Genomic DNA, 16,156 nt, shown 5'->3' with positions numbered 1-16,156 from the left:
AGGAGGAAAAATGAAAGGGAAAATATTTTTTATTTCTATCTTATCTTTGTTGCTCTGTACGTCCACAGCGTATTCCAGAGATGTGAAGAAAAGTTTTTCGATCAGTGATGCCATGGGAAAATCCGTGGTTCAGGACGTGTTGAACAATGGGGTCGCTCTCTATTGGGGTGACCAGCCCCATCCGGCAGTGGTGCGGGAGTATGGCACCTTTAAAAGCAATAAAAGGACCAATGGTTTCCGTAAAAAACATGAGGACGCCTGTGCCCGGGCCCTTGCCTCCGCCCTGGTTGCCCTGCAGGATCGTGCCGACAGGGAAGGGGGTAATGGGGTTATTAATATCAGGTCCTATATCAAGAACAGGGAGAATTCCAGCTCAACGGAATACAGCTGCCTGGTTGGTGGCATGATGGTCAATGTGGTTCTCAAGGGAACCGTGGTCCAGCTGGCCCGATAAGCCGGGGAGCAGGGAGCGCATATGGTGGGTGAAGTATCTCCTTTGATTGCAGTGACCGGTTGTGGCGTAGTCTGCGCCGCCGGTGGCAGCTGTTCGGAGGCCATGGATTCAATTGCTTCATGGACCGTTTCAACATCCATGAAAGGAGAGCCGTTTTTTTCGCCGCCCGCGGCTCCCTGTTTTGTAGCACCGAAGAAATTACCCGTCCTTTCTTCTTCTTTTTCCATTGCAGATTCAGCCCTTGCGGGAGTAAACCGAAGTATCCTGCTGGCCCTGTCCGCCATCAATGAGTCTTTGGAACAGGCAGGAATCAGATCGGACGATTTGAGGCACAAACGGGTTGGAGTCGTTCTCGGTACAACGGTTGGCTGTACCTTTCATAATGAACCCTATTATATTGACTGGAAAGAGGGCAGGGAGCCGGATGAAAAGCCACTGCGCACTTATCTGTCTGCAAACCTGGCGGAGCGGGTACAGCGGATTCTTGGTATTCGGGGGCCGCGGGCGGTTATCACCAACGCCTGTGCGTCGGGTACTGATGCCATAGGACTTGCCGGAAACTGGCTGCGCCGTGGGCTGTGTGATATCGCCATCGCCGGTGGTACCGACGAGCTCTCCAGAATCGCCTGTCACGGTTTCAAGAGTCTCATGCTTGTTTCTCCGGAGAACTGCAGGCCTTTTGACAGGGATCGCAGGGGTTTGAACCTGGGTGAGGGGGCAGGGATTGTTATACTGGAAAGAGATGATCAGCTTGTCGCGGAAAAAAGAGCGTGTCTTGGCTGGATCCGGGGATACGGTATCGCCGGAGACGCCCATCATCCCACGGCTCCCCACCCGGACGGCCGCGGATTGCAGATGGCCGTGCGGATGGCTCTTGCTGACGGGAGGGTGACAGTTGACGATATTTCCATGATTAATGCCCATGGCACTGGAACTCCGGCGAATGACAGGGCGGAAACCAGGGCTGTTTTTGAGCTCGGTTTTAATATTGCCGAACTTCCCGTGGTTTCCACCAAAGGTGTTACGGGACATACCCTGGGGGCCGCCGGAGCTATCGAGGCAATATTTACCCTGCTGGCTCTGAACAGGGGGAAGGTTGCCGGTACTGCGGGATGCCGTAACTGTGATCCCGACTTCCCTTTTGCTGTTCTGCCTGAAGGGGTAACATCTGCCCTGAGGGGAAGGACGGGAATGAGTCAGTCCCTGGCATTCGGCGGCTCCAATTCCGTTCTTATACTGGAGGGAGCGGGATGATCCGGATTCTCAAGGTCTGTTCCCTGGAGTCGGCTGAACTGGAAACACCGGCAGAGCTGGCAAAACAACTGCGCAGGGCTGATGAATATATCAGACTGGCTGTGGTTGGCGGCTATAATGTTCTCAGGGAAACGAATGAAATTGAGGGTGTTCCCAATGAACGACGTGGTCTGTTTCTTGGAACGGCCTTTGGAACAATGGAAACGAATTTTGATGTGCTGGATCAGATCATTTCCGGCGAGCAGACTTCACCGATTCTCTTTTCCCACTCTGTTTTCAACGCAGCCGCCGGATATATGGCCTCGATTTTTTCCCTTCGGGGATGCAGTCTTACTGTAACCGATTTTTCTCTTCCCTTTTTCAGAGTGCTTGAGCAGGGAGCTCTGGCCATTATGGCTGGTATGCTGGACAGTTGCCTTGTCCTGCAGGTGGAAAGCTACAGTGTGCTTTTAAATGACGCGGGCAGGAGAATGATTCCGGATTTTCAGCCCTGGATTCCCGGCGTGGTCTGCTGGCTTCTGACAAAAAGTGATCGGAAAAGGGGGTGGCTCCTTGAAGAGGTTTCGGTGGAATCGGGTATTCCTGGAACGGTGGACTGTTTCCTTAAGAATTCCGCAGAGATTATTGTAAATAACGAAAAAAAACTTGAATGTCCCGACCCGCTTGCACCAGGCAGGATACTAACAGAAGAGATGACCAGTGACGGAACCGGATGGCTGGATTATCTGGTCAGGGCACCATCCGTAACCGTGCGATGCAGGATCAGAAGATGAACAAACCACTACTTGATTACCCATGAAACTCAGCCAAATTGTGGATGTGCCTGTTTGATCAGGCTAGCCAACGGTCAAAAATCACTGGAAATCTCAATTGATAAGGAATTCAAATGAAAAAGTATCAGTCCAGGTCATTTTATAATCAGTCTAATGTGATTTTTGAAATTCGCCTGATAAAACAGGCCCAATCCCCAGGCTCACAAATAACAGGCTGAGTTTCATACGTAATCAGAAACCACTATGGCTTCGCATCACAGTAAATTATGAAAAAAACAGTATTTATCAGCGGCGCAAGTAGAGGTATCGGGGCGGCTGTCGCCCTGGATCTGGCCGATAACGGCTATGATATCTGGTTGAACTACCGCTCGTCCACCGCTCAGGCGGAAAAGGTGAAAAAAGCCATTGAAGCTGTCGGCCGGAACTGCACTCTCCTGCCCTTTGATGTCTCAGATGAAACGGCAGTGAATGAAATCCTGGAACCTCTTCTCAGGGATCAGGTGCCGTATGGGTTTATACATAATGCCGGAATCACCAGGGATACATTGCTACCGCTTATGCGCAGGGACGAATGGGACTCTGTTATTGATGTTCATCTTAACAGTTTTTTTATTCTGGCCCGCCTTTTTTCCAAGGTGATGCTTTCCAGGAGAGAGGGGCGTATCATCTCCATTGCCTCCCTTTCGGGTGAAACCGGCCAGGCGGGACAGGTGAACTATTCCGCGGCCAAGGCAGGTCTGATTGGAGCGTCCAAAGCCCTGGCCCGGGAACTGGGGAAAAGAAATATTCTTGTTAACGTTGTTTCTCCGGGCCTTATTGAAACGGAAATGATCGAAAAACTGCCCCTGGACAGTATCCTGCCCCTTATTCCCCTGGGTCGGGTGGGCAGGGTGGAGGAGGTCTCCGGGGTTGTACGATTTCTGCTCAGCGAGGAGGCCGGCTATATTACCGGCCAGGTGTTCAGTGTAAATGGCGGCATGTATATGTAAACCACCGTAACTCCTCACAGGGGCGGCAACTCAGTGATTTTGTTCCCTCTGAACCGCATTTCTATTCCTGTGACCGGTTACCTGCTGATATCTTCGGAGAATACCAGAATGACAGATAAACCACCATGGCCGGACTCTATGGCCAGACCGCAAAAAAACAAAGAGAATTCCGATTGCGGTAAGACGATTTCCAGTCACAGATTTCCAGGTAACGGGACCGCAGGTGTTCGTCTGCCCATGGCAGCCCGTTCGCTTTTACCGCACAGGCCTCCCATGCTTTTTGTGGATCAATTGCTGGAGCGGTCCGGAAACAGGGCAAAAGCCCTGGCCGAAATGCCCGTGGAGGGGATCTGCGTTGATGATGGTATGGTTTTCCCGGAATTTTTCATAGAAGTTGTGGCCCAGGCAATGGCCATGGCAAACGGCTATGATGCCCTACGCTCGGGAAGCAGGATGAATGACGGTATGCTGGTTGGAATCGATTCGTTTTCCTTTTATCATACAGCTTCACCCGGCACCAGACTGCGGATTGAAATTGAAAAAATATTCGAGTTCGGAACGGTTAAAATTATTCATGGAGAAGTTTTTGATGCTGATGTGTTGCTTGCGTCGGGAGATATCAAGGTATGGGAAGATCTCGGCTGAAAACAGTATTCTCCAGGTCTTTCTTTTTTTTCTTTTGTTTCTCCCTCTTTCTATCTGTATGCCGGTTTACGCGGGGAGTACGGGGCAGGGTGATCTGCAGCCGTTTCTTGAAAAGATCCAGAAAAAAGCGAACCTTGCCCGCAGTTTTTCCGCAGACTTTACCCAGGAAAAAATTCTGACCCTCTTTGCCCGACCCGTCCATTTCAAGGGGAAACTCTATATCGTCCGTCCGGACAGATTGCGCTGGGAGTTCATCTCTCCTGTTCCATCCGCCCTGATATTTCGGGGAGAGGAGGGGTTGAAGTGCAGTGATGGCACACCTCCCCACCATTTCAATCTTGCAGAAGATCCGGTGATGAAAGTGGTTGCCGATCAGCTCTGGCTCTGGCTTGGTGGCGATTATATGAAAATGGCCGACCATTTCACTCTCAGAAAAACAGGGAATTCCACCCTGAAGGTGATACCGGTTGATAAAAATATTGCCGATTTTATCAGTTCTGTGACCATCGTTTTTGATGAAAAAACATTGCAGCCGCGTAAGGTCGAAATAACAGAAGCCGGAGGTGATCTTACACGTATTGTTTTTTATAGGACGGTTATAAACGGTAGACTGGATGAAAAACTCTTCAGCCAGTGCGATACTGATGATTGAAAACAGGTGGCGCAAATGGTTGTTTCTTCTGGCTGTTTTTCTGGTCGGAGCACTTCTTTCCCTGCGGGTTTCAGTTGATGATGATGCTCTGGATCTGCTTCCTGATGGCCCAGTCAAGGAAGATCTTCACCTGCTGCAGCGGTTGGGGCTTGTCGACCGGATTTTTATTACCCTTTCAATGGAGAAACCTGGTGAAAATGACCAGGAAAAACTGAAGAAAAGTGTGACCCGGCTGGGGCGTCTGCTCCGGGAAAGCAGCAGTTTTTCCCTGGTGATGGACAGGCTTGAGCCGGGTTACGAAAGCAGGTTGTACACCATGTTTTCTCCCTGGCTGCCGGTTCTGCTGGAGCGGGATGACCTGGCAGCCCTGAAAAAAAAACTCACCCCGGCTTCCATCAGCCGGTCCATGGAAAAACTGTTCACCCTGCTGAACAGCCCCGCCGGAATTGCCGTGAAGAAGCAGGTGAGGAGTGATCCCCTTGGGCTGACCGGGTTGCTGCTGGGAAAACTCAGTCACCTGCGATCTGAATTTTCCATGCGCCTGGTGGACGGATTTTTCATGAGTTCTGATTCCAGCCATGCACTGGTTATGGCGGAGAGCGTTTTTTCCCTGACCGACTCAAAAAACGCTGAAAAAATAGAAGCGGAGCTGGAAATTTTTCTGCAGAAGTCACTGGCGTCGGGAGTGACAGCATCCATTATCGGTACTCTGCCCCATACCCTGGCAAACAGCCGCACCATTCAGCATGATCTGAAACGACTGCTGCCCCTGGCAACAATCCTGCTCCTGTTTCTGCTGGCTGTTACTTTGCGGGATATTCGGGTTATTCCTGTGCTTGGTGTGGTGTTTATGGCGGCATTGCCTGCCATCGGTGTTACATCCCTTGTTTTTGGTCATGTAAGCGGTCTGGCCCTTGGTTTCGGGATTGTTCTGCTGGGGATCGGTGTTGATTTTTCCATTCACCTTTTTCTGGCCCTGGGAGAACAGGGTGAGAGAAGGAAGCAGTTGCGGGCCCTGAGGCGACCTGTTTTTTTTGCCTGGCTGACAACCGCCACAGTTCTTGCCGTATTGCTCTTTTCGGCCGTTCCATCGCACCGGCAGATGGCGACACTGGCCCTTGCCGGTGTCTCTCTGGCGGTTCTTTTTTCCTGGCTTATCATCCCGGAAATAGTGTCCCGGAAGAAGAACGATAAACCGGTATTGCCGGATGCTATGGCTCACCCCCAAAAAGCCTGTGAAGATCCCGACTGGGGCAGTGCAACCCCCGGCCGAGAATTTTCAGATAAACCGGCATGGCCGGACTCTATGGCTCGGCCACAAAAAGCCAATGAAAATCCCAACTGCGGCGATACAACCCTCAGCCGAGGATTTTCAGATAAAAGAAGGAGAAAGGGTCTGGTGCCTGGCAGGCTTACACCTTTTACTCAAAAATGTTTACTCATGTTCTGGGGTCTTCTGCTGATTTCAGGACTGACTGTTTGGCCGCAGCTTCATTATAATGGAGACCTCCGTGTTCTTGATGCCCCTGATCATCATGTGGAGGCGGCTGAAAAACATTTCAGGGATATCTGGGGAGGCAAAGGTGATCAGGCTTTCATTGTCAGCTCGGGCGAAAATCTTGATATTGCCCTGGAGAATAATTCCATGGTCTACAGATTTCTGAAAGAGCGCGGGATCGGTCCCTTTCAGTCTCTTGCTCCACTTTTGCCGGGTGGAAAAATTCAGCGGGAAAACGTGAAACAGTGGCGGCAGTTCTGGCGCGGGAAGCGACCGGAGTTTGATCATGTTTTTCTGGGAACTGCGGCTGAATTCGGTTTTTCAGAAGGTGCCTTTGCACCTTTTTTCCGCACTCTTGATCGTGAGCCGGGCCTGCTGCAGCCTGAAAAAATAGAAAAAAGCCCCCTGCGTTCAATGGCAGCTTCCATGATCCGTTCTCCAGGCCGGGCAGCAGAAAGGGACAGGAACAATAATTTTCTTGTAATGACCACTGTGTCGATCCATGGGGATGATCTTCAGGTTCTGCATGACTGGGCAGAGAGTAATCCTCATGTGACGCTGCTTGCCAACAGGATATGGCGGGCCGAGGTGGAGCAGTCCCTTGAAAAGGACATGATGACACTCTGCCTTGCGGCCGGTTGTGGTGTTATTATCCTGGTGGGTCTGCAGTTCAGACGGTTTGATGGTATGCTGGCAGTGCTGGCTCCTGTACTGTCCGCACTTTCAGCCATGTCCATATTCTGTTTTCTTACCGGGGTTGAGTTGAATATGATGCATCTTATCATGGGGATCATGGTGATCGGCCTGTCAGTGGATTACGGCATCTTTGTTGTCTGTGCCCACAGGGAAAAACAGTATGGAACAACATTAAAAGCTGTTTCCATCTGCGCTGCCAGTTCACTCATCGGTTTTGGTGTTCTTGCCTTTGCGGCCCATCCTGCGCTCCACGCCCTGGGGATTACCGTGCTGGTCGGTATTGGCACGGCCTGGCCGGTGGCTCTTTTTGTCAGTCCGACCCTGCTTCAATATGGTGAGCAGTGATTTTGCAAGGAGGTGCGGAGTGAATAAATCCGTAATGTTTTGTATAATATGCTTGTGTTTTCTGCTGTCGGCCTGTTCAGTCCCGTTGCAGAAATATAACCAGTCTCTTAAGATTACAGCAAAACCTGAAAACAGATTATACTCCATCCGCATTGAACAGTGGGGGGATGTCAGATTTACCGGGCTTCTTGCCCTGCGGTTCAATGGGTTGTCGTTGTCCTGGGCAATGCTGGACGCCACCGGCATAAAGCTGATCGAAGGTGAGGTCGACTTTCAGGGGAGGTATACAATAAAAAGAGCCATGACCGGTTTGAAGGGATCATCCCTTCCCGGTTATCTCTCAACTTCTCTTGCCAGGACTTTTTTGATGATTCCCCTGGATTATCCATGCAGTCGGGACGGACTGATGTTTTTCTGTATTTCTCCGTCAGGAGATGGCTATAATAAAATAATGAAAATTGAACCATTTACCCTTTGGGAGGTACAAAGGAGTAAGGGGGAAATATTCTATCTGCAGCCATGGCTTGGTATGCGCATGACCTTCAGGGGGCTTCCCGGGGACGGAAATTCAGGATCATAATTATGAAATCGTATTGTTATGGGTGTGTTGTTCTGTTGGCTGTGTTGCTTTTTCCTGTTGTCGGTAAATCGGTGGAAGCCCGGCAGAATATTGAGAGAAAAATTGACACGATTATTGAGGTTATCTCTCCCCCTGGAGACGATACAACCCGGCTGAACGAAAAAAAGAACGCACTTCACAGGCTGTTGGTCGGCAAACGGAGCATTTCCGGCAATCCCCTGGTGGACGAGTTGCTGCGGGTCTATCTGGATGGAGGTTCTCAGGGGAATCAAAGAAGGGGAAACGGGGCAGCTCTGGACGGCACCATTGATCAGATTGTTGACATACTCAATCCCCATGCGGGCAGGGAGCAGCGTCGCCGTCAGAAAGAAGCGATTTTTCAGATCTTGAATGGTTCCTATAAAAAGAAACCGGGGCATGGGGGCACCGTCGGGGATGGAAATGGTGTGGGTAACCGCAGGGAGACATACCTGGCGGCCATAGCCGAGGTGACCGTTTCCGATCAGATGGGCAGACGCTTCCGTGGAACCAATGCTATTGACGGCCTGGAAAATACGGAATGGGTCGCCCGCGGCAGCCGTGGTAAATGGCTGCTGTTGAGATGGAATGAACCGGTTAATATAAAAACTGTCGGTCTGCAGGGAAGAAGACAGGATATGAGTGTTCATATCTGGAGCAGTGACATTGTCTTCAGTGACGGCACAATCCTCGATTTCGGTGCTTTAAACCCTGCCCAGTTCAGGGAAATAACCGTGAACAAAAAGGGCATTACCTGGCTGAAGTATTATATCCGTGAAGGGCAGAACAATGTCGGTTTAAGTGAGATACGGGTTATGGGGGCACTGGCCGGGGAAAAAGTCAGGGAAGAGCAGAAACTTGTGCCAGCCAATCTGGCCCGGAAAGCGCTTGTCCTGGTTTCCGGGTCCGTTAATAAAAAGCATTCGGGACAAAAAGCTGTAGATCGAAATCCTGCAAGTGAATGGGTTGCCGGCAATGGAAAGAACCAGTGGCTGCAGCTTTCCTGGAAGAAAGGGGTTGATATTGAGCGGATCAGGTTGACCGGGAGATCAGGGGATCCCGGGAGCCGACTGAAAGATCTGTTTCTTGTTTTCAGCGATGGTGCTGTCTTCTGGATTGAAGGAGGTCTCGGTTCCAACCAGGTGAAAATGATAAGAGGTCACCATGAAAAAATAACCTGGTTGAAACTTTTTATTCGCAGTGCTCGTCATAAGGCTGGACTCGCTGAGATCGAGGTCTTCGGAAGAAAGCGTGAACAGGAAAAAATTGAACCGAATCTGGCCCAGAAGGCTGTTGTCCGCGTTTCAGGAAAAGCGGGAAAACGGTTCAAGGCGGGCCTGGTGAAGGACAGGCGTCTGGACACCCAGTGGGTGTCAGCAGGTGGCCGGGACAGCTGGGTGGCGCTGGAGTGGACGCAGCCGGTGGATATCGGGACAGTTTCTCTGGTTGCCGGTGACGGTCTGAATAATGGTCGTATTTATGACAGTGTTCTGATCCTGAGTGATGGATCTCTTGTGCCGGTGGGAGGTGTGAAACCAGGAGCGACGGTGACTCTGGATCTGGATCGTTCCGGTATCTGGTGGATCAAATTCTTTGTTCGTGATGGTCGTGGAAAAATCGGCGTGTCGGAAATCATTGTGGAAGAGTGGTAGAAAGGAATTCTTTATGGAGAAAAACGATGAAAAAACAACCAGTTGTTTCTGTGGCGATCGCTCTTTTGCTTGGTTTTGTTTATTCAACCTTTTCCATGGCTGAAGAAAAAGAGAAAGTTCCGGATATAAAAAACACGGTAAAAATATCGAGAAGGACTATTGATACTTCCGGTGATACCAATACTGCTCTTATCGGACGGATACAACCCGGTGATTCCAAGGTGACGGGGAAGGTGAGGAACAGTGTCACCGGTTCAAATTTCAAGGCAACCGCCAAGGGAAAGGGAAGCAGCGCTGTTGTCGGCTCCATTGTCATGGATCATTCTAAAATTGCGGGTTCAGTGACAAATAAAGTTGATGGTAATGGCTTCAGGAGCATGGCTTCAGGAAAGAACAACACTGCTGCTGCGGGTACAATCCAGATGAATAAAACGACAGTTGACGGAAAAATCATCAACACGGTTTCAGGCAGTAATTTTGTCAGCAGTGCAAAGGGAAAACACAACCGGGCCTACTCCGGCAGTATTATCAGCAGCCAGAGTAAAGTGACGGGGATTGTGAGCAACAAGGTTTCCGGGGAGAATTTTAAAAGCACAGCCAGAGGAGAAAATAATCTGGCTGAAACCGGCACCGTTCGAACAGGCAGTACCCGGATCGAGGGAAAGGTCAGCAACCGTGCAGCTGGAGAAGATTTCAGCAGTTCGGCTGTCGGAAAAAATAACAGAGCAAGTGTTGCTTCAATGTCTGTCAGTCACGGGGCTGTTTCCGGTATTGTAACAAATACTTCAAAAGGGTCCCATGTGAAGGCTATTGCCACCGGTATCGGCAACCGGGCCAGCACCGGCAGTGTTGATATTCAATAACCTTTAAGATATCCTCCATCACAGGCAATCATCTGGCCGGAAATATAGCCGGCTTTTTCTGAAGCGAGAAAACAGGCAAGGTGACCGAATTCCTCCGGCCTGCCGAGCCTGCCTGCTGGTATTTCTTTGCTTATTTTTTCTTCATCAATTTTGAGATCGATCAATCTTTCAGTCCTGGTGTATCCGGGGAGAAGTCCGTTGACAGTGATATTTTCTGCTGCGATTTCGTTATTGAGGCTCTTAATCAGTCCCATTAATCCGGCTCGCAGACCGTTTGAGACGGTCAGTCCCGGTATCGGTTCCTTTGCGGTCACAGAGGTGACCAGCAGAATCCTGCCCCATTGTTTCTGTTTCATATGGGGCAGGACGGCACGGATTATTTCAATGGGGGAAAGAAAAAGATTCTGATACTGGTTTTTCCAGACAGTGTTGTCAATATCATCAAAGAGACCATTTGGCGGGCCACCGCTGTTGGTGACGACGATATCAACAGAGCCGTACCGGCGCAGCGTTTCTTCGACAACTCCTGCCCCGTCCCCTTCAAGTTGCAGGTCAACCGTGAAGAGACCGGCAGCTCCGGTCTCTTCACGTGCTTTTTCCAGTTGTTTTCTGTTCCTTGAGGCGATAACTACCGTTGCCCCCTCCTGAGCAAGAGCTGCCGCTATGGCTTTGCCGAGCCCTTTAGAGGCACCGAAAACCAGTGCTACTTTATCTTTGATCATTAAATCCATAATCTTTGCCGCAACCGATGTTGTAATTATTCAGAGGGTAAAAAATCCCGGTGTTGCTGCTCCTGCGGGAAGTTACGTTCAGATCAGTAACCGGCCCACTTGGCATCGATTTGCTCCTGAACACCGGCGACCAGTTCTTTATCCAGAGACTTGAAGCGACCCTGGGTGGCGAAATAGTCAGTGACCGGCTTTCTTTTTTTACCGATCAGTTTTTCTGAGGCGCCGGTCAGGCGGAACTGCCCGTTTTCGATCTCATAAAGGTCAAAAAGGCCGGTCTGTACGGCCAGCTTGCCAATCTTGATAGTGTACCTTGAATCAAAACTCCAGCCTGGAGGACATGGGGTATGAACATGAATGTATTTGGGACCCGGGAGGGTTGTCGCCTTTTTTACCTTGTCGTAGAAATCCAGCGGAAAGGCCGCGGAAGCCGTTGCCACATAGCCGATGCCATGGGCGGCGATAATCGACGGGACATCCTTTTTCTGCTGGAGTTTTCCCTTGATGGGGGTGGTTGTAGTCAGGACGCCCTGGGGGGTGGTTCCCGAACGCTGCACCCCGGTGTTCATGTAGGCCTCGTTATCATAGCAGATATAGATGATATCCTCGCCCCGCTCGCAGGCGCCGGACAGGGCCTGGATACCGATATCACCGGTCCCTCCGTCACCCGCCCAGGCAACGACATTGACATCCTTTTTATTCAACGCCTTCATGGCACCACGGACACCGGTTGCCGCCGCACCCGTTGAGGCAAAGGTTACATTGACTACCGGCAGTTTTGCCGAGGCAACAGGGTACAGGCCCTGGAGTACGGTCAGGCAGCTTGGCGGTACAACCAGAATCGTATTTTTACCCAGTGCTTTGAGGCCGATCCGATAGACAATTGACAGACCACAGCCGGAGCAGGCGCGGTTGCCCGGATGGACAAATTCTTCTTCAGTCAGATTTACTGTTGTTGTTTTATTTTCCATAATTATTCTCTAACCACTTTCATGGGGCATGTCCCGGTGGTATGTCGGCATTTTTAGGTTCAGAGGTTATAAAATCACAGAGTTGCTCACCTGTGACCAATTACAATTGTTCCATGTTTTTTCCCTTACAGTTTCAGGCCGATCCAGCGGGGAGCATCTTCCGCCGCGCCGGGAGAGCTGCAGGCTTCGGTCAGTACCTCAAGGAGTTGCCCGGTCTTTATCTCCCGGCCGCCAAGACCTAGAATATAGTTCTGGATGGTGGGCCTTTCTTCACAGCTGTAGAGTGCGGACTTGATATCGGCATACAGTGCACCCTGGTTGCCGTAGCTCAAGGCCTTTTCAAAGACGATGACATGTTTCTTGCCGGACAGGGCACAGGTGATTGCTTCATCCGGGAACGGTCTGTACATCTGGACACCCATGACACCGATCCTCACATTTTTTTCCCGCATGGAATCAATGACGTCACGAAGGTGGTAGGAGAGAGAGCCTATGCAGACCGCAACAAAGTCCGCGTCATCACACCTGTATTCCTCCACAAAGGGATGACCGCCACGACCGAATTCCTTTTTATAGTCAGTATCAATCTCCTCGTATACATCCAGAGCCGCCCGCAGGTCCATTTGAAGATTATGGCGGATTTCGATATATCCAGGCATGATTCTGCCGTCCACGCCCGGCCTGATGTCGGGCAGGGTGACAGGGTTGAAATTGCCTGGATTCTCTGGATCAAGAAAATTTTTTGTGGCAAAAGGAGGCAGAAAACTGTCCACTTTTTCCTGCTCCGGAGGTTCAAAAGGCATATAGGTGTGGGAGAGCAGATAGCCGTCGTAACAGACCATTACCGGGATGGATACAGTCTGGGCCAGGCGGAAAGCTTTGATGACGGAGTCAATGATCTGCTGGTGATCGTTTGCGTAGATCTGGATCCAGCCCACATCTCTCTGGGCGATGGTGTCCTGCTGGTCGTTCCAGACCGTCCATGGTGCACCGATACCCCTGTTGGCAACGCACATGACGATGGGAAGCCGTGCCCCCACCGCCCAGTGAAGCTGTTCGTTCATGTAAAGAAGGCCGTTGGCGCTGGTGGCAGTGAAAGCTCTGGTGCCGGCTGTTGAGGCCGCTATGCAGACTCCCATGGCGCTGTGTTCACTTTCCACCGGGATATACTGGGCGTCGAGTTCTTCGGATTCAACGAATTCGGAGAGCTTTTCCGTCAGTGGAGTCTGGGGTGTTATTGGATATGCCGCAATAACCTGGGCTCGCGAAAGTTTTACTCCTGTTGCGGCGGCGACATTTCCTGAATCTATGATATGCATTTCTTATTTCTCCTCCTCGATTGGCGTTGCTTCATCAACCATGGTGATGGCACCGGCCGGACATTCTTCTGCACAGATACCGCAGCCTTTGCAATATTCAAAATCAATTACCGGCGGTATTGTTTTGGAAACCGAGCAGTCAGGACAATAGAGCCAGCAGTTGAAACAGGCCATCTTGTTTGTCTTGACCGGAATGCAGGCCTCGAGGTTTATTACAGGACGGAGAACCCGCCAGGAGCCTGTTTTACCACCATCACCAGGGCCGGGGGCGCCTCTGGATATCATTTCACAAAAATTTCTGTCAGTCGTCATTATATTCCTCCAATCGCGGTATTGTCGTAGGCGATCTGAGCCGCTTTCGCGTTCAGTTCAGGACGCTTCCCGCTGAATTCTTTTTTTATTGCTTCCAGGAGAACATCCAGCTCAATCAGTCCGGTTGCCCTGCAGAAGGCGCCTATTATCCCCGAATTAACAATTCCGGGGGGGAGTCCTGCGGTTACGGCGTGATGTGTAACATCACAGACGGCTACCTTTCTTCCATTGAAGTCATACTCCTCAACAGGTTTTCCGCCATTAAGAACAACAAGACCTTTTTCCTTCAGGCCGGCGGCCACGTCGACCTCGTCCAGCAGGGTATGATCCAGTACTATAATCATATCCGGAGTAGAAATGGGTGAGAGGTCATAAATTTTTTCCCTGGAAATTTTCAAAGAGGTGAAAACGGCTGCGCCCCGTCTTTCCGTTCCGAAAGTGGGGGTCATGACTGCACCTTTGTATCCGGATGCGAATGCTGCGTTTGCAACGATCTTGGCGGCTGTTATTGCTCCCTGGCCTCCCCGGCCATGCCAGCGTATTTCAATTATATCTTTTCTCATTGTTCTCCGATATTTGTATGTTTTCTTTTTACTTAAATCCTGCAATTGCCAATCCCGCAGGGCAAAAAATAGTTCCTGTGAGCAGTTACGATACAGGTTTACATGAAAATAGCTACGCTGTTAAAAAAAAGACAGTGTAGCTACAGGGATACCAGATGTTTTTCCCGGTGAATACCGGTTCTCTGCAGAGCCGTTACTGCCGGACCTCAGGTCATCTTGAAAAACTGTTTTTTCGCGCGATCTCAACGTTGCAGGAAAAAGAAAAAGGCTCACATACGCCTGATATGTAGAGTTTTTTAATTTCCCTGGACATTGCTTTGGACGAAAAATCTAATTTTCAAGGTATCCTTCAGGGTATTACAGACACCGATAACAGTTCGGAAAAAAATATTTGTAACGCAAATACAGGTGATTAGCGAGTATTTTTTATCTGTCAGTCAGAATAAAAAGTTTATATGTTGATTCAATATATAAATAAATATTATACTGGGAACCATAGTAATAAATTAATAAATAGAATGCTGTGTTTTTTTGAGATGACCTTTTATTTTTACCTGATTACATACAAAGTTCAGGGCAACATTATTAAGTCTGGAGCGGAGTTATAACTGCCCGCAGACATCCCGGCTTTTTACGGGTCTCTTTTGTCCGCATGGGGCTGCAGCGAAGAAGAGCCTTTTAAAAATCTGTAGCTCCCGGGAGCTGTTTCCTGGTATCAGGAAAAATATCACAAAGCCGTCACGAATTCAGGTCAATAATCAATTACTGTTGAGGAACACGTGGAAATTACAATAAAAAAAGCTGATCAGTTCAAGGCGCATCCGGACGATTCTTCTCTGGGTTTTGGTACACATTTCACCGATCATATGTTCAATATGGATTACAATCCGGAAAAGGGCTGGCATAATCCCCGAATCGAGCCATACGGCCCTCTGGAAATGGATCCTTCTTCCATGGTCCTCCATTATGGCCAGGCGATTTTCGAGGGACTCAAGGCCTATAAGACCGATACCGGCGCAATTCAGCTTTTCAGGCCAGGGGATAATATAAAGAGATTGAACAGATCCGGACATATGCTCTGTATGCCTCCCATTGATGAGGATTTTATTCTTGAAGCTCTGCTGAAACTGCTGGAGATTGAAAAGGACTGGGTTCCCGCAACAGCTGGAACATCACTGTATATCAGGCCAACGATTATTGCCATGGATCCCTATATCGGTCTGCGTTCCTCCAACACATATCGGTTTTTTATTATTCTTTCCCCGGTTGGAGCTTATTATCCGGAAGGATTTGACCCGGTAAAGATATGGGTCACGACGAAATATGTGCGCGCAGTACGGGGCGGGGTCGGTGAGGCCAAAACAGCTGGAAATTACGCTGCAAGTCTCTACGCAACTAATCTGGCCCAGCAGGATGGGTATACCCAGGTCCTCTGGCTGGATGGTGTTGAATTGAAATACGTGGAAGAAGTGGGTTCCATGAATATCTTTTTTGTGATCGGTGATGAGCTGATTACCCCGGAACTGAATAGAAGTATCCTTTCCGGTGTGACCAGGGATTCAGTTATCCGGTTGGCAAAATCATGGGGGATAAAGGTTGTCGAGAGAAAGATCAGCATTGACGAAGTTTACAGCACCCACGCGGATGGCAGCCTGAAAGAGGTTTTCGGTTCAGGAACCGCCGCAGTGATTTCACCAGTCGGCAATATTAAATTTGACGGCAGGGAAATTACGGTCGGCGATGGCAGCGTAGGCCCTCTTGCGGGCAGATTTTTCAAGGAGCTGACGGCTATTCAGTATGGCAGGGCAGAAGATCCTTTTGGCTGGATAGTGCCGGTGGGGTAG

16 protein-coding genes are annotated in these 16,156 nt (G+C 50.0%); 11 read left to right on the top strand and 5 right to left on the bottom strand.

Annotated features, from left to right (window positions below; genetic code table 11):
• From ACXLDX_RS14485 to ACXLDX_RS14440, 10 genes are all read left to right on the top strand, one after another.
• Nucleotides 1-454 (top strand): hypothetical protein (locus ACXLDX_RS14485; RefSeq protein ID WP_457577898.1); only part of this gene is annotated, 454 nt, incomplete at its 5' end.
• Between the two features lie 21 nt (nt 455-475).
• Entirely contained in the window at nt 476-1,708 is a 1,233-nt protein-coding gene (locus ACXLDX_RS14480) for a beta-ketoacyl-[acyl-carrier-protein] synthase family protein (RefSeq protein WP_457577897.1), read from the top strand.
• Entirely contained in the window at nt 1,705-2,481 is a 777-nt protein-coding gene (locus ACXLDX_RS14475; RefSeq protein WP_457577896.1) for a beta-ketoacyl synthase chain length factor, read from the top strand. The genes ACXLDX_RS14480 and ACXLDX_RS14475 overlap by 4 nt, the downstream gene beginning before the upstream one ends.
• A gap of 266 nt (nt 2,482-2,747) precedes the next feature.
• Complete coding sequence (gene fabG / locus ACXLDX_RS14470; RefSeq protein ID WP_457577895.1) at nt 2,748-3,470, top strand: 3-oxoacyl-ACP reductase FabG; 723 nt, start codon at nt 2,748-2,750, stop codon at nt 3,468-3,470.
• A 108-nt stretch (nt 3,471-3,578) separates the two neighbouring features.
• Nucleotides 3,579-4,115, top strand: a complete 537-nt coding sequence (locus tag ACXLDX_RS14465) for a hotdog family protein (protein ID WP_457577894.1) — start codon at nt 3,579-3,581, stop codon at nt 4,113-4,115.
• Nucleotides 4,075-4,767: a LolA family protein gene (locus ACXLDX_RS14460; RefSeq protein WP_457577893.1), complete on the top strand. Its 693-nt coding sequence runs from the start codon at nt 4,075-4,077 to the stop codon at nt 4,765-4,767. Before ACXLDX_RS14465 ends, ACXLDX_RS14460 begins: the two co-directional genes overlap by 41 nt.
• A complete protein-coding gene (locus ACXLDX_RS14455) occupies nt 4,730-7,306 on the top strand; it encodes an MMPL family transporter (protein WP_457577892.1) in 2,577 nt (858 codons plus the stop codon). Before ACXLDX_RS14460 ends, ACXLDX_RS14455 begins: the two co-directional genes overlap by 38 nt.
• 19 nt (nt 7,307-7,325) lie before the next feature.
• Complete coding sequence (locus tag ACXLDX_RS14450) at nt 7,326-7,886, top strand: hypothetical protein (RefSeq protein ID WP_457577891.1); 561 nt, start codon at nt 7,326-7,328, stop codon at nt 7,884-7,886.
• Between the two features lie 2 nt (nt 7,887-7,888).
• A complete protein-coding gene (locus ACXLDX_RS14445; protein WP_457577890.1) occupies nt 7,889-9,556 on the top strand; it encodes a discoidin domain-containing protein in 1,668 nt (555 codons plus the stop codon).
• Between the two features lie 26 nt (nt 9,557-9,582).
• Nucleotides 9,583-10,419: a hypothetical protein gene (locus ACXLDX_RS14440; RefSeq protein WP_457577889.1), complete on the top strand. Its 837-nt coding sequence runs from the start codon at nt 9,583-9,585 to the stop codon at nt 10,417-10,419.
• Here ACXLDX_RS14440 and ACXLDX_RS14435 read toward each other — a convergent pair.
• The 5 genes from ACXLDX_RS14435 to ACXLDX_RS14415 all read right to left on the bottom strand — a co-directional run bounded on the left by ACXLDX_RS14435 (nt 10,413) and on the right by ACXLDX_RS14415 (nt 14,312).
• Nucleotides 10,413-11,150 carry an SDR family oxidoreductase gene (locus ACXLDX_RS14435; protein ID WP_457577888.1) on the bottom strand — a complete coding sequence of 246 codons (738 nt, stop codon included), beginning with the start codon at nt 11,148-11,150 and terminating at the stop codon, nt 10,413-10,415. The genes ACXLDX_RS14440 and ACXLDX_RS14435 overlap by 7 nt on opposite strands.
• 83 nt (nt 11,151-11,233) lie before the next feature.
• A complete protein-coding gene (locus tag ACXLDX_RS14430; protein WP_457577887.1) occupies nt 11,234-12,118 on the bottom strand; it encodes a thiamine pyrophosphate-dependent enzyme in 885 nt (294 codons plus the stop codon).
• A gap of 125 nt (nt 12,119-12,243) precedes the next feature.
• Nucleotides 12,244-13,437, bottom strand: coding sequence for a pyruvate ferredoxin oxidoreductase (locus tag ACXLDX_RS14425; protein WP_457577886.1), 1,194 nt, complete (start codon nt 13,435-13,437; stop codon nt 12,244-12,246).
• Between the two features lie 3 nt (nt 13,438-13,440).
• On the bottom strand, nt 13,441-13,749 hold the full coding sequence (locus tag ACXLDX_RS14420) for a 4Fe-4S binding protein (RefSeq protein ID WP_457577885.1): 309 nt from the start codon (nt 13,747-13,749) through the stop codon (nt 13,441-13,443).
• Nucleotides 13,749-14,312 (bottom strand): 2-oxoacid:acceptor oxidoreductase family protein, encoded by a 564-nt coding sequence (locus ACXLDX_RS14415; RefSeq protein ID WP_457577884.1) that lies wholly within the window; start codon nt 14,310-14,312, stop codon nt 13,749-13,751. Before ACXLDX_RS14415 ends, ACXLDX_RS14420 begins: the two co-directional genes overlap by 1 nt.
• A gap of 779 nt (nt 14,313-15,091) precedes the next feature.
• Here ACXLDX_RS14415 and ACXLDX_RS14410 point away from each other — a divergent pair.
• Entirely contained in the window at nt 15,092-16,156 is a 1,065-nt protein-coding gene (locus ACXLDX_RS14410) for a branched-chain amino acid aminotransferase (RefSeq protein ID WP_457577883.1), read from the top strand.

The organism is Desulfomarina sp. (assembly GCF_054039375.1).
The sequence above is the reverse complement of the archived record's forward strand: the minus strand, read 5'-3'. Positions and strand labels throughout refer to the sequence as shown.

Coding starts and splice junctions, on each gene's coding strand:
- ACXLDX_RS14480 (WP_457577897.1), top strand. CDS start 476: ATGGTGGGTGAAGTATCTCCTTTGATTGCAGTGACCGGTTGTGGCGTA.
- ACXLDX_RS14475 (WP_457577896.1), top strand. CDS start 1,705: ATGATCCGGATTCTCAAGGTCTGTTCCCTGGAGTCGGCTGAACTGGAA.
- fabG (WP_457577895.1), top strand. CDS start 2,748: ATGAAAAAAACAGTATTTATCAGCGGCGCAAGTAGAGGTATCGGGGCG.
- ACXLDX_RS14465 (WP_457577894.1), top strand. CDS start 3,579: ATGACAGATAAACCACCATGGCCGGACTCTATGGCCAGACCGCAAAAA.
- ACXLDX_RS14455 (WP_457577892.1), top strand. CDS start 4,730: ATGAAAAACTCTTCAGCCAGTGCGATACTGATGATTGAAAACAGGTGG.
- ACXLDX_RS14445 (WP_457577890.1), top strand. CDS start 7,889: ATGAAATCGTATTGTTATGGGTGTGTTGTTCTGTTGGCTGTGTTGCTT.
- ACXLDX_RS14440 (WP_457577889.1), top strand. CDS start 9,583: ATGAAAAAACAACCAGTTGTTTCTGTGGCGATCGCTCTTTTGCTTGGT.
- ACXLDX_RS14435 (WP_457577888.1), bottom strand. CDS start 11,150: ATGGATTTAATGATCAAAGATAAAGTAGCACTGGTTTTCGGTGCCTCT.
- ACXLDX_RS14430 (WP_457577887.1), bottom strand. CDS start 12,118: ATGGAAAATAAAACAACAACAGTAAATCTGACTGAAGAAGAATTTGTC.
- ACXLDX_RS14425 (WP_457577886.1), bottom strand. CDS start 13,437: ATGCATATCATAGATTCAGGAAATGTCGCCGCCGCAACAGGAGTAAAA.
- ACXLDX_RS14420 (WP_457577885.1), bottom strand. CDS start 13,749: ATGACGACTGACAGAAATTTTTGTGAAATGATATCCAGAGGCGCCCCC.
- ACXLDX_RS14415 (WP_457577884.1), bottom strand. CDS start 14,312: ATGAGAAAAGATATAATTGAAATACGCTGGCATGGCCGGGGAGGCCAG.